Source organism: Gilliamella sp. wkB7 (assembly GCF_001693435.1).
In the GTDB taxonomy this organism is placed as follows: Bacteria; Pseudomonadota; Gammaproteobacteria; order Enterobacterales; family Orbaceae; genus Gilliamella; species Gilliamella apicola_N.
In genome coordinates this window covers 1,670,934-1,685,615 of sequence record NZ_CM004509.1, presented here as the reverse complement: position 1 = coordinate 1,685,615, position 14,682 = coordinate 1,670,934, and the positions used below count along the sequence as shown (strand labels likewise).

Below are 14,682 nucleotides of genomic sequence, written 5' to 3'. Positions count from 1 at the left end.
AAGGTTAAGACTCTCGGTTCATTAGTATCAGTTAGCTCAATGTATCACTACACTTACACACCTGACCTATCTACGTCTTAGTCTCAAACGGACCTTACTGACTCTCATCAGGGAAAACTCATCTCGAGGCTAGTTTCGTACTTAGATGCTTTCAGCACTTATCTATTCCGCACGTAGCTACCGGGCAATGCAATTGGCATCACAACCCGAACACCAGCGGTGCGTTCACTTCGGTCCTCTCGTACTAGAAGCAAACCCTCTCAATTTTCCTACGCCCATGGCAGATAGGGACCGAACTGTCTCACGACGTTCTAAACCCAGCTCGCGTACCACTTTAAACGGCGAACAGCCGTACCCTTGGGACCTACTTCAGCCCCAGGATGTGATGAGCCGACATCGAGGTGCCAAACACCGCCGTCGATATGAACTCTTGGGCGGTATCAGCCTGTTATCCCCGGAGTACCTTTTATCCGTTGAGCGATGGCCCTTCCATTCAGAACCACCGGATCACTATGACCTACTTTCGTACCTGCTCGAGCCGTCACTCTCGCAGTCAAGCTAGCTTTTGCCATTGCACTAACCTCCTGATGTCCGACCAGGATTAGCTAACCTTCGTGCTCCTCCGTTACTCTTTGGGAGGAGACCGCCCCAGTCAAACTACCCACCAGACAGTGTCCCTTACCTCGATTCAGAAGTATAGGTTAGAACATCAAACATTAAAGGGTGGTATTTCAAGGTCGACTCCATGCATACTGGCGTACACACTTCTTAGTCTCCCACCTATCCTACACATTAAGGCTCAATGTTCACTGTCAAGCTATAGTAAAGGTTCACGGGGTCTTTCCGTCTTGCCACGGGTACACCGCATCTTCACGGCAATTTCAATTTCACTGAGTCTCGGGTGGAGACAGCCTGGCCATCATTACGCCATTCGTGCAGGTCGGAACTTACCCGACAAGGAATTTCGCTACCTTAGGACCGTTATAGTTACGGCCGCCGTTTACTGGGGCTTCGATCAAGAGCTTCTGCTTACGCATAACCCCATCAATTAACCTTCCAGCACCGGGCAGGCGTCACACCGTATACGTCCACTTTCGTGTTTGCACAGTGCTGTGTTTTTATTAAACAGTTGCAGCCAGCTGGTATCTTCGACTGAGTTCACCTCCGTCCGCGTGGGACTTCAATTACAATCAGCGTGCCTTCTCCCGAAGTTACGGCACCATTTTGCCTAGTTCCTTCACCCGAGTTCTCTCAAGCGCCTTAGTATTCTCTACCTGACCACCTGTGTCGGTTTCGGGTACGATTAACTATAACCTGAAGCTTAGAGGATTTTCCTGGAAGCAGGGCATCAATTACTTCACTACCTTAGTAGCTCGTCATCACGCCTCAGGGTCTCAGTGACCGGATTTGCCTAATCACACCCCTACACGCTTAACCCACCATCCAATAGGTGGTAAACCTAGCCTTCTTCGTCCCCCCATCGCAGTTATAGCCAGTACGGGAATATTAACCCGTTTCCCATCAGATACGCCCTTCGGCCTCTCCTTAGGGGTCGACTCACCCTGCCCCGATTAACGTTGGACAGGAACCCTTGGTCTTCCGGCGAGCGGGCTTTTCACCCGCTTTATCGTTACTTATGTCAGCATTCGCACTTCTGATACCTCCAGCATACCTCACAATACACCTTCAACGGCTTACAGAACGCTCCCCTACCCAACACACTTTCGTGCGCTGCCGCAGCTTCGGTGCATAGTTTTAGCCCCGTTACATCTTCCGCGCAGGCCGACTCGACTAGTGAGCTATTACGCTTTCTTTAAATGATGGCTGCTTCTAAGCCAACATCCTAGCTGTCTAAGCCTTCCCACTTCGTTTCCCACTTAACTATGACTTTGGGACCTTAGCTGGCGGTCTGGGTTGTTTCCCTCTTCACGACGAACGTTAGCACCCGCCGTGTGTCTCCCATGATTAAACTTGTCAGTATTCGTAGTTTGCATCGGGTTGGTAAGCCGGGATGGCCCCCTAGCCGAAACAGTGCTCTACCCCCAACAGTTACTCATGAGGCGCTACCTAAATAGCTTTCGGGGAGAACCAGCTATCTCCCGGTTTGATTGGCCTTTCACCCCCAGCCACAGGTCATCCGCTAATTTTTCAACATTAGTCGGTTCGGTCCTCCAGTTAGTGTTAACCAACCTTCAACCTGCCCATGGCTAGATCACCGGGTTTCGGGTCTATACCCTGCAACTTAACGCACAGTTAATACTCGGTTTCCCTTCGGCTCCCCTATTCGGTTAACCTCGCTACAGAATATAAGTCGCTGACCCATTATACAAAAGGTACGCAGTCACTATTACCCAACGGTAACAGCTCCCACTGATTGTACGTACACGGTTTCAGGGTCTATTTCACTCCCCTCCCGGGGTTCTTTTCGCCTTTCCCTCACGGTACTGGTTCACTATCGGTCAATCAGGAGTATTTAGCCTTGGAGGATGGTCCCCCCTTCTTCAGACAGGATATCACGTGTCCCGCCCTACTCTATAAGCTTCCACATCATGCATTTTCATGTACGGGACTTTCACCCTCTATCGTGCGACTTTCCAGACGCTTCCATTAATACATCATGCTACCCGCTTGGGCTTCTCCCCTTTCGCTCGCCGCTACTCAGGGAATCTCGGTTGATTTCTTTTCCTCGGGGTACTTAGATGTTTCAGTTCTCCCGGTTCGCCTCATCTGACTATGAATTCATCAGATGATAGTGCAGTCACCTGCACTGGGTTTCCCCATTCGGACATCAACGGTTATAGCGCCTTTTATCGACTTACCGTTGCTTTTCGCAGATTAACACGTCCTTCTTCGCCTCTGATTGCCTAGGCATCCACCGTGTACGCTTAATTTCTTAACCTTACAACTCACAGTTGTCTTGGTTTTCATTACGCTTTTTTCTCTTTCTTATACCAAACCAACATATCTTCATACATCAGCTCAACATAAAAACGAGAACTCGTTTCTTTCAGCTTGTTCCTAATTGTTAAAGAGCTTTATACTTCTATTCACTTTACCATCTCGCGACTTCAAGTAAATACAAACATAATTTAATTTAAAAAGAGACTTCTTTAATGGTGGAGCTAAGCGGGATCGAACCGCTGGCCTCCTGCGTGCAAGGCAGGCGCTCTCCCAGCTGAGCTATAGCCCCATTTTATTTCACTTCTTCAACCCGTTAAAGCCAAAATCAGCAAAAATTAAGTTGAATTGGTGGGTCTGAGTGGACTTGAACCACCGACCTCACCCTTATCAGGGGTGCGCTCTAACCACCTGAGCTACAGACCCAATAAAGTGACTCTTTTCTTAACAAACAATCTGTGTGAACACTTACGAGCTCTTCGTAAGGAGGTGATCCAACCGCAGGTTCCCCTACGGTTACCTTGTTACGACTTCACCCCAGTCATGGACCACACCGTGGTAAACGCCCCCCGAAGGTTAAGCTATCTACTTCTGGTGCAACCCACTCCCATGGTGTGACGGGCGGTGTGTACAAGGCCCGGGAACGTATTCACCGTGACATTCTGATTCACGATTACTAGCGATTCCGACTTCATGGAGTCGAGTTGCAGACTCCAATCCGGACTTAGACGTACTTTATGAGGTCCGCTTGCTCTCGCGAGGTCGCCTCCCTTTGTATACGCCATTGTAGCACGTGTGTAGCCCTGGTCGTAAGGGCCATGATGACTTGACGTCGTCCCCACCTTCCTCCGCTTTATCAACGGCAGTCTCCTTTGAGTTCCCGGCCGAACCGATGGCAACAAAGGATAAGGGTTGCGCTCGTTGCGGGACTTAACCCAACATTTCACAACACGAGCTGACGACAGCCATGCAGCACCTGTCTCACAGTTCCCGAAGGCACTCTCGCATCTCTGCAAGATTCTGTGGATGTCAAGACCAGGTAAGGTTCTTCGCGTTGCATCGAATTAAACCACATGCTCCACCGCTTGTGCGGGCCCCCGTCAATTCATTTGAGTTTTAACCTTGCGGCCGTACTCCCCAGGCGGTCGATTTATCGCGTTAGCTTCGGAGCCCATCACTCTAGGCAACAAACTCCAAATCGACATCGTTTACAGCGTGGACTACCAGGGTATCTAATCCTGTTTGCTCCCCACGCTTTCGCATCTCAGCGTCAGTATCTGTCCAGAAGGCCGCCTTCGCCACCGGTATTCCTCCACATCTCTACGCATTTCACCGCTACACGTGGAATTCTACCTTCCTCTACAATACTCTAGTTAACCAGTTTTAAGTGCAATTCCTAGGTTGAGCCCAGGGCTTTCACACCTAACTTAATTATCCGCCTACATGCCCTTTACGCCCAGTCATTCCGATTAACGCTCGCACCCTCCGTATTACCGCGGCTGCTGGCACGGAGTTAGCCGGTGCTTCTTCTGTAATTAACGTCAATTGATGCACCTATTAGATACACCACCTTCCTCATTACCGAAAGTACTTTACAACCCGAAGGCCTTCTTCATACACGCGGCATGGCTGCATCAGGGTTCCCCCCATTGTGCAATATTCCCCACTGCTGCCTCCCGTAGGAGTCTGGACCGTGTCTCAGTTCCAGTGTGGCTGGTCATCCTCTCAGACCAGCTAGAGATCGTCGCCTTGGTAAGCCATTACCCTACCAACCAGCTAATCCCATATGGGTTCATCAAATGGCGCATGGCCCGAAGGTCCCATGCTTTGGTCTCTCAACTTTATGCGGTATTAGCAGTCGTTTCCAACTGTTGTCCCCCTCCATTCGGCAGATCCCCATACTTTACTCACCCGTCCGCCACTCGTCATCAAGTGCAAGCACTCATGTTACCGTTCGACTTGCATGTGTTAAGCCTGCCGCCAGCGTTCAATCTGAGCCATGATCAAACTCTTCAATTTAAAGTTTGATGCTCAATAACTGTCTCTGACATAATTCAAATGAATCTTCAGTGTCACTTATCAAGACTTAATTTTTTTAGTCCGTAGACTTTAATCTTTCGTCTCGCAAGTGCCCACACAGATTGTCTGTTTCTTCTTTTTAAAGAGCTGACAGCTTTTTTAAGTTAACTAAATGTTTTGTTATTTAGTTTGCTGTCTCAAGGGTTGCGTATGTTACTCACTTCACTTGCACTCGTCAACCCCTATTTTAGAAATTTTGCTATTTTTGGATTGATTGGTTGCTTTTTATTCAAAATAGTGCGTTATAGCGTTATTTTGAGTTGTTTAACTGCATTTACTGCTTTATTTACCGCTTCGGAATTCGTTTCGGCTTTCGCCAATACGACTCCCATTCGTCTTACACCCTCTACTTCAGGTTTACCAAATAAACGTATATCAGTATGTGGTTCTTGTAATGCTTTTTCTAAATTAGCAAATGTAACTTGTTTTGAAGAACCATTTACTAAAATCACTGCTGAAGCTGCAGCGCCGTATTGTTCAATATTAGGAATAGGTAATCCCAATATAGCTCTGGCGTGCAATGCAAATTCGGACAAGTTTTGAGATATTAATGTCACCAAACCTGTGTCATGTGGGCGAGGAGAAACCTCACTAAACCAAACTTGATCACCTTTTACAAACAATTCCACACCAAATAAACCTCGTCCTCCTAGCGCTTCAGTTATTTTCGTTGCAATTTCTTTTGCTAGATTTAAGGCTTGATTAGACATTTGTTGTGGTTGCCAAGATTCTCGATAATCCCCTTTTTCTTGACGATGACCGATAGGTTCACAGAATGAAATACCATTGATATGTTTGACAGTAAGTAAGGTAATTTCGTAATCAAAATCCACAAAGCCTTCTATTATTACTTTTCCCTCACCAGCTCGACCGCCTTCTTGAGCATAGGTCCATGAGGAATCAATATCCACTTCACTTCGTAATAATGATTGACCTTTACCAGAAGAACTCATAATTGGTTTGACAAAACAAGGAAAACCGATCTCTGTTATAGCTTGTTTAAATTCTGTTTTATTTGCAGCGAAACGATAAGGTGAAGTCGGTAACTTTAATTTTTCAGTCGCAAGGCGACGTATGCCTTCACGATTCATTGTTAATTGAGTGGCTTTGGCCGTTGGGATTACAGTAAAACCTTTTTTTTCCATCTCAACTAAGGTATCAGTAGCAATTGCTTCTATTTCAGGAACAATATAATCAGGTTTTTCAGTTTCAATGACGTTTCTTAGTTCATCACCATCTAACATATTGATTATATGATAACGATGTGCAACTTGCATCGCAGGAGCATTAGCATAACGATCAACAGCAATAACTTCACAACCTAATCGTTGTAATTCAATCACAACTTCTTTTGCTAGTTCTCCAGCACCACAAAGTAAAACTTTTGTTGCACTAGGTGATAATGGTGTCCCTATTTTTGTCATAATATCCTCTTATAGGTTTAATCATTATACTTTGTTAATTAGCTTAAAATAAAAAATCGGGATAATTATCCCGATTTTTCTTAATTTAAAATTATACTGAATATGGATCTCGTAAAATCATGGTTTCACTACGATCCGGACCTGTTGAAATAATATCAACTGGTGTTTCCGTTAATTCTTCAATTCGTTTTATATAGGCTTTTGCAGCTTGTGGTAGTGCATCATAGTTCTTGATTCCAAATGTTGATTCACTCCAACCAGGCATTGATTCATAAACTGGTTTTACTAAACTCCAATCTTCAGCTGCTGCTGGTGCATTTTTTATTACATCACCATTTGGTAATTGATAGCCTACACAAATTTTAACTTCTTTAAGACCATCGAGTACATCCAGTTTTGTTAGACAAAATCCAGAAACAGAATTAAGTTGTACCGCTTTTCGAACAGCAACAGCATCTAACCATCCAGTACGACGACGACGACCTGTTGTTGCACCAAATTCATTCCCTTGTTTACAAAGGTATTCACCCGTTTCATCGAATAATTCAGTAGGGAAAGGTCCTGCCCCAACTCGTGTAGAGTAGGCTTTAACAATCCCTAATACATAACCAACATAACGAGGACCAAAACCAGAACCAGTTGCTACTCCACCCGCGGTTGTATTAGAAGAAGTCACGTAAGGATAAGTACCATGATCAATATCAAGTAATGTACCTTGCGCTCCTTCGAACATAATTTTTTCGCCTTTTTTTCGTGCATCTTCTAAAAGAGCAGGAATATCGGCAATCATAGACACTAAAGTATCGGCAATCGCTAATGTGTCATCAAGAACTTTCTGATAATCAACTGCATCGGCTTTATAGTAATTAACTAATTGAAAGTTGTGGTATTCCATCACTTCTTTTAATTTTTCAGCAAATACCGCTCTATCAAGTAAATCCCCGACACGAAGCCCACGACGCGCAACCTTATCTTCATAAGCAGGTCCAATGCCGCGACCGGTAGTACCAATAGCTTTATTACCACGAGCTTTTTCTCGAGCTTGATCTAATGCAATATGATAAGGCAAAATTAATGGGCACGATTCAGAGATGAGTAGTCTTTCTTTAACGGGGATACCTCTAGTTTCAAGTTCTTTCATCTCTTTCATTAAAGCATCAGGGCAAAGCACTACGCCATTAGCAATAATACTAATAACATTATTATGCAGAATTCCTGATGGAATTAAGTGTAGTACAGTTTTTTCACCATTAATAACTAATGTGTGACCTGCATTATGTCCGCCTTGATAACGAACAACATATTTTGCTTTTTCAGTAAGTAAATCGACAACTTTACCTTTGCCTTCATCACCCCATTGTGTACCTAACACAACAACATTATTACTCATAGACTGTTTACTCATTCTGTTATTTATTTGATTTCAATTTCATATACTGGAAAAACTCACTATCAGGACTAATGACCATCACATCATTGCCTTTAAAGCTTTGTTCATACGCTTTTAAACTACGAATAAAACTAAAAAACGCCATATCTTTGCCAAAGGCATCAGCGTATAGTTTTGCCGCATTAGCATCACCTTCACCGCGGATAATACGAGATTGACGCTCTGCTTCTGATAATATTTTAGTTGCTTCAAGTGTAGCTGTTGCTCTTGTTTCCTCAGCTTTTCTAACACCTTCAAAACGTTTATCACGAGCAATAACTTCACGTTCTGCTCGCATTCTTGCATAAATGGAACCAGAAACCTCAGCAGGGAAGTTAATCTGTTTAATTCGCACATCAATAACTTCAACACCAAATGCTCTTAAGCTGGTTTTATTGCTTTCAGGATCTTTTTGGGTGTCAGCAACCAATTTGTCAATTGGTGCAGAATCAACTGAGTCTTGATGATTGCCATTTAAAGCATCCTTAACTCGAATCATCAAAGAATTTCGTGATTTAGTATCAGCGTTAGAATCATTAATAATGTCTTTATTGCTTAATTTACCGATTTCAGCTCTTAAGCGACCATTTAAACGCGCTAAAAGTAAATCTTCAACATTATTACCACCAGCAACTGTTTCATAATAACGATTAAAATCAATAATTTTCCACTGTACAAAGTAATCAACAATCAATTCTTTCTTTTGTACATTAAAAAATCGTTGTTCTTTGCTGTTATTAGAACTATTAGTTGTTTGAATTTTCGCATCAATAAGTTTGATACTATCCATACCAGGAACTTTGAAATGTAATCCTGGATTAGATAACCCAATAATTTTATTAAATCTTAAAACAACACCACGTGTCCCTTCTTCTACCACATAAGCGCTGGAAAAGAACATACCAATTAAAATTAAAACAATAGGAATCAATAATTTACGCATACTCATCTTTCTCCTTATTATTGTCCCATAGTTCGCATAGTTCTTGCTGTGTTACCAGTAGAACTACTGTTACTTGTTGTAGCACTTTTTTGTGATTCACTTGCTGTTTGAGGTATACTTTTTATCGCTTCAGAAGAACTTGGCATATTAAAATTATAGTCACTATTTTGATTTACAGTTGGTGTAGATACTTTTTCGCTTTTATTTTTTAATAATTGTTCTAATGGTAACACCATTAAATTACCGCTTTTATCACTAACAATGACTTTATTAGTTTTCTCTAATATTTTTTCCATCGTTTCAATATATAAACGCTCTTTAGTTATTTCAGGAGCTGCTTTATATTGCGGTAAAATTTGTTCAAAACGTGCAACATCACCTGCCGCTTCAAGTTCTACTCGGACTTTATAGGCATTAGCATCAGCTAAAATTCTTGCTGATTTACCTTCTGCTTGCTGAACTAATTGGACTTTATCTGCTTCTGCTTGCTTGATTTCACGTTCACTATCGCCTTGAGCTCGAATTGCATCATCATAAGCATCTTGAACCTCATCCGGTGGACGAGCTACTTGGAAGTTTAAATCAACAATATTAATTCCCATATCATAATGGGTTATTACATTAACGAGTTCATCTCTGGTGCTACTTTCAAGAATTGAACGACCATCGGAAATGATAGCATCAATATTAGAGCTACCCACAGCGGTTCGAAGAGCACTATCTGCAGCTTGGCGTAGGCTATCTTCAACATTAGTAACATTGAATAAATATTTTAATGGGTTGCTGATACGATACTGTACATTCATCTCAACAAAGACAAGGTTTTCACCTGTAGTAACAATAAAGCCTTGAACATTGAAATTTCGAGTACCTTGGGTGTCAACAATATAGACTTTATCGATTAAGGTAGGTTTCCAATTTAATCCAGGTTGAACAATTTCGGGTTGAACTTGACCGAAGCGGGTAATCACGCCTCTCTGACTTTGATTAATGGTATAAAACCCACTTAGACCCCAGATAAAAATTATAGCAATAAATGCTATAGCAAAAATTTTTGACGGACTCATCGGTAATTTAGTTTTTGATGAACCACCATTGTTATTGCCTAAATTACCTTTCTTTAGAAAATCTTTAATTTTATCCAATATATCATTTGTTGAATTGGAAGGTTTTTTGTTGTTACTTCCCCATGGATCGTTATCTTGTCCGTTATTTCCGGGCTGATTCCACGCCATATTTTATATGCTCCATTTAACGATTAGTTGTTATTTTGCGTATTAATTAAGTATAACAGATCTGGCTCCTGTTTACAGAGACGATTCCATTCAATAGAAGGCATTCTCACATTTAGTCGAAAACTACCATCATCATTAATAAATTCACGTTCTACTGCATTTAACTGATAAAAACGACTTCTGAGTTTTGCCAAATGAGCTGGTAAATTCAACTGGCAAACTTGAATTTGTTTAGCAAGCCTTTCTTTTAATGCTATAAATAATAGATCTAATCCTAAACCATTTTGAGCAGAAATCCAAACACGAATTGGGACTCCTTCTTCATCACGATCAATACTTGGCTCTCTACCTTCAATTAAATCAATTTTATTCATTACTAACAGTGTTGGAATATCATGCGCATTAATTTCAAATAGCACTTCTTCTACTGCATGTATATTATCCAACATATTAGGATCCGCCGCATCTATAACATGTAGCAATAAAGCGGCTTCTTGCGTTTCTAACAATGTTGCTTTAAAAGCTGCAATCAGATCATGAGGTAAGTGACGAATAAAACCCACGGTATCAGCCAAAACAACTTCGCCTACATCATCGACTATAATCCTTCTTAAGGTAGGATCAAGTGTAGCAAATAACTGATCAGCCGCATAAACATCGGCATTCGTTAGAACATTAAATAGTGTTGATTTACCTGCATTGGTATATCCAACTAAAGATGCTGTAGATAAATCTGCTTTATTTCTTGATTGACGATTTTGGTTACGTTGTTTTTCTACTTTAGCCAATCTTGATAAAATTAATTGAATTCTATGACGAATCAACCGTCTATCGGTTTCTAACTGTGTTTCACCTGGTCCTCGTAAACCAATACCACCTTTTTGTCGTTCTAAATGTGTCCATCCGCGAACTAAACGAGTGGATAAATATTGTAATTGTGCTAATTCAACTTGTAATTTACCTTCATGCGTTCTTGCTCGTTGAGCAAAAATATCTAAAATCAAACCAGTTCGATCAACAACGCGACATTCACATAGTTTTTCTAGATTCCGTTCTTGAGTAGGTGTCAATGTATGATTAACTAAAATGACTGAAGCTTGTAGTTCTTTAACTTTTTCAGCAATTTCTAGAGCTTTACCCTCACCAATAAAATATTTGGCTTGAGGTTTTTTTCTTGATGTTGTCACAATATCGAGAATCTCTATTTGAGCAGAAGTAACCAATACTTCAAACTCTTTTAGATCCTCGATATCGCTTTCTTGAGGAAGGAAAACATGGACTAATAAGGCAGATTCTCCGCCCTTATATCGTTCAAACAATCAGTTTCTCCGCTGATTTAATCAGTTTCCATTTTCCTCTTCTGGCTGAGATACTAATCCAGAAATTGATCTTGATGGTACAACTGTTGAGATAGCATGTTTATAAACCATTTGGCTTACAGTATTTTTTAGTAATATAACAAATTGATCGAATGATTCGATTTGACCTTGTAATTTAATACCATTAACCAAATAAATTGATACAGGAATATGCTCGCGACGAAGCAAATTCAAATAAGGATCTTGTAATGACTGCCCTTTTGACATGAGATTATCCTTTAAAATGAAATAATATGAAGATTGAAATTATATTTTCAAAAATAAATATCTACTGTAATTGCAATTATAGAATATTTACGTAAGTAAATATCAAAATAACATAAAAAACACGGTACTTGAACCGATCAATTGCAATTTATGCACAAATAACTAAAATTTTAATAACTTTACATTAACTAGACAAAAAAATATACGAAACCGCCTCATTAACGTAAAATATTTTAACAAAACTAAATAAACTATCAATAAATAAAAAGACCAAGGAATAAGCAACAAAAATATCTATTTGAAATTAAAAGAGATGATTGAAAATATTTTCCATATTATTTCTATTTAACCACGTTATAGGTTGCTTCCAACCACGGAGCCAGGTAATTTGCCGTTTTGCTAATTGACGAGTAGCACAAATTCCTTTGAATACCATTTCATCATAACTGGTATCTCCATTTAAGTATTCCCACATTTGGCGATAACCAACACAGCGTATAGAGGGTAAGTTTAAATGTAAATCAGATCGCTGCATAAGCGTCTTGACCTCATTTTCAAAACCTTGATCTAACATCTGTAAAAAACGCTGCTCAATACGCTGATGAAGTTCAGCCCTATCATCTGGCATTATAGCAAATTGCATAATATCATATGGCAAAGCTTCGCCACTTTCTTGAGTTAGCTCTGTTAAACTTTTACCTGTAATAAGATAAACTTCTAAAGCACGATTTAGACGCTGTGGATCATTAGGATGGATACGCTCAGCCGAGACTGGATCGACTTTTTGCAATTCTTCATGAATCGCTTGCCACCCCATTTTATTGGCTTTTTCTTCTATTTGTTTACGTATTTCCGTGTTAGCAACAGGAAGCGGTGACAGCCCCTCAATTAACGCTTTAAAATATAACATGGTGCCACCGACTAACAATGGAATACGTCCTTTGCTTAGAGTCTTTTCGATTTCGACAATTGCATCATGCCGAAAATTAGCTGCCGAATAGCTTTGTGCAGGATCGCAAATATCAATCAATTTATGTGGATATTTCTTTAGCTCTGCTTTTGTTGGTTTTGCTGTTCCAATATCCATGCCACGATAAATGAGCGCTGAATCAACACTTATAATATCAATAGGATAACGCTCATAAAGAGCCATAGCAAATGCCGTTTTACCAGATGCTGTCGGCCCCATTAAAGAAATAATTTTTGGTTTGTTCATGATAAAATCGATTGAGTAAATAATTGTATATTAACTGGATATAAAAATGTTTGTTGCTGTAACAGATTAATATCTATCTGTTCTAACTGAGCTAATAACTGAATCACTTTCGCTACACTCCAACATACTGCATGGCCGTCATCATATTGATTGGCTAACCAATTAGCTATCTGTGTTGGATCTAATACTAACTGTTCTGATTCTGATAAAAAACTAATTAATGCTGGCAAGATTTGTTGCCAATTCATAGTCCGCAACATTTTGGGCACACTTTGTAAATGTAATTTTGCTTTATCTACGTAAAAATCAAAACCTAAAAAATTTAATTGTTTTTGATAACTCGTAAAAACTTGCTGTTCTTTATGATCAATTAATATCGTTAAAGGAATTAATAATTTTTCAGCTTCTTGAGATAATAATTTAATTGCCGTTACTTTTTGTTGGGCAACAGGTAATTTCATCAACATTAATTTTTGCTGATTATCTTCATACTTTTCAAGCAATGCTACATCAGATTGAATGACTGTTAATACTCGGCCAAATTGCACTAACGATGAACTGTCAAGTTGCTGTTGTAATGATTGTAATGGCACATTTCGTTTAGGAAATAGTGCCTCAATAACTGCCTGTTGTGGTGCGGTTATTGAATCCTTATCTTCTGTCGATTGAAAGGATTGTGGCTGAGTTTTTTCTATTTCAACTTTTGGTTTAGTTTCGACTAACTGACCATAAATTGCATTTTCTTTAATATGATTAATTGGTTTTTTAGGTAAAGAGTCAATTGTTGGATAATTTTTCTGTTCGGTTTTGATTTTTTGATTAAAGATGTTTTCACCAGCAGCTTGTCGATTCGGAGCCATTACCATTTTTTCGTTATATGTCAGCTGTTGATTTGATTCAAGTGCCATGACAATTGCTTGATAAACAAAATCATGTACTAATCTCGCTTCATGAAAACGAACTTCGTGTTTTGCTGGATGCACATTAACATCGACTTGCTTAGGATCAATTTGTAAAAATACAACATAACTCTGTTGTTCATGAGTACGGCTATTGTAAGCTTGTCGCAATGCATGATTGAGCAATTTGTCTTTTATGACACGACCATTAACATAAAAGTATTGCAGTTCGCTACTTTCACTACTAGTGACCCAGCCCTGAATCACTAAATCATCGTGTTGCCAATCCAGTTTTACCGCTTTTTGCATAAACGCACGGCCGCAAACTAATTCGACTCTTTTTTCTAATTCCGATGCTCGATACTGTTTAACCAATTTACCGTTATGTTGCAAATTAAAAGAGACATCAGGACGAGCCAGTGCAATGCGACGTACAAATTCCTCAATATGCATAAATTCGGTTTTTTCTGTTTTTAAAAAACGGCGCCTTGCTGGAGTATTATAAAATAGGTCAAGAACTTCAACTGTTGAGCCAATGGGATGAGCAGCGGGTTTAATAGTTGGCGTCATATCTCGCCCTTCTGCATAAACTTGCCATGCTTCAGACTGTTCAGCGGTTCTCGATGTTAATGTTAATCTAGAAACAGAACTAATACTTGCTAATGCCTCGCCACGAAATCCAAGACTAATAATTGCATCTAAATCATCTAACGTACTGATTTTACTGGTTGCATGACGCGCTAAAGCAAGTGCTAATTCATCTTTATTAATACCACAACCATTATCACGAATACGAATTAATTTACAGCCGCCTTGCTCAAGATCTATATCAATTTGAGTACTTCCCGCATCAAGGCTGTTTTCAACTAATTCTTTAATAACCGATGCTGGACGCTCTACTACCTCACCTGCTGCAATTTGATTTGCTAATTGGGGAGATAGAATGTGGATTGCCATTAATGTTGTTCTCCAA

Annotated in this window: 8 protein-coding genes, 2 tRNA genes and 2 rRNA genes; all 12 read right to left on the bottom strand. The window is 40.3% G+C overall.

What is annotated here, in order from left to right; all coding sequences use genetic code 11:
- The 12 genes from A9G17_RS13445 to mutL all read right to left on the bottom strand — a co-directional run bounded on the left by A9G17_RS13445 (position 1) and on the right by mutL (position 14,666).
- Positions 1-2,899 (bottom strand): 23S ribosomal RNA (locus tag A9G17_RS13445).
- 215 nt (positions 2,900-3,114) lie between these two features.
- Positions 3,115-3,190: transfer RNA gene (locus A9G17_RS07310), tRNA-Ala, on the bottom strand.
- 57 nt (positions 3,191-3,247) lie between these two features.
- A tRNA-Ile gene (locus A9G17_RS07305) sits at positions 3,248-3,324 on the bottom strand.
- Between the two features lie 56 nt (positions 3,325-3,380).
- Positions 3,381-4,917 (bottom strand): 16S ribosomal RNA (locus A9G17_RS13440).
- The 16S and 23S rRNA genes sit together here with 2 tRNA genes alongside, the layout of an rRNA operon.
- Positions 4,918-5,219: 302 nt before the next feature.
- Positions 5,220-6,401, bottom strand: coding sequence for a formate-dependent phosphoribosylglycinamide formyltransferase (gene purT, locus A9G17_RS07295; RefSeq protein WP_065738156.1), 1,182 nt, complete (start codon positions 6,399-6,401; stop codon positions 5,220-5,222).
- 91 nt (positions 6,402-6,492) lie between these two features.
- Positions 6,493-7,791 carry an adenylosuccinate synthase gene (locus tag A9G17_RS07290; RefSeq protein WP_065602006.1) on the bottom strand — a complete coding sequence of 433 codons (1,299 nt, stop codon included), beginning with the start codon at positions 7,789-7,791 and terminating at the stop codon, positions 6,493-6,495.
- Positions 7,792-7,810: 19 nt separating this feature from the next.
- Positions 7,811-8,773: a protease modulator HflC gene (hflC, locus tag A9G17_RS07285; RefSeq protein WP_065739116.1), complete on the bottom strand. Its 963-nt coding sequence runs from the start codon at positions 8,771-8,773 to the stop codon at positions 7,811-7,813.
- 17 nt (positions 8,774-8,790) lie between these two features.
- Complete coding sequence (gene hflK, locus A9G17_RS07280) at positions 8,791-10,008, bottom strand: FtsH protease activity modulator HflK (protein ID WP_065738155.1); 1,218 nt, start codon at positions 10,006-10,008, stop codon at positions 8,791-8,793.
- Positions 10,009-10,031: 23 nt separating this feature from the next.
- Entirely contained in the window at positions 10,032-11,327 is a 1,296-nt protein-coding gene (hflX, locus tag A9G17_RS07275; protein WP_065738154.1) for a ribosome rescue GTPase HflX, read from the bottom strand.
- Positions 11,328-11,348: 21 nt separating this feature from the next.
- Positions 11,349-11,594 carry an RNA chaperone Hfq gene (gene hfq / locus A9G17_RS07270; protein ID WP_065738153.1) on the bottom strand — a complete coding sequence of 82 codons (246 nt, stop codon included), beginning with the start codon at positions 11,592-11,594 and terminating at the stop codon, positions 11,349-11,351.
- A gap of 304 nt (positions 11,595-11,898) precedes the next feature.
- Positions 11,899-12,810, bottom strand: a complete 912-nt coding sequence (gene miaA / locus A9G17_RS07265) for a tRNA (adenosine(37)-N6)-dimethylallyltransferase MiaA (protein WP_065738152.1) — start codon at positions 12,808-12,810, stop codon at positions 11,899-11,901.
- Positions 12,807-14,666, bottom strand: coding sequence for a DNA mismatch repair endonuclease MutL (gene mutL / locus A9G17_RS07260; protein ID WP_065738151.1), 1,860 nt, complete (start codon positions 14,664-14,666; stop codon positions 12,807-12,809). Before mutL ends, miaA begins: the two co-directional genes overlap by 4 nt.
- Positions 14,667-14,682 lie beyond the last annotated feature (16 nt).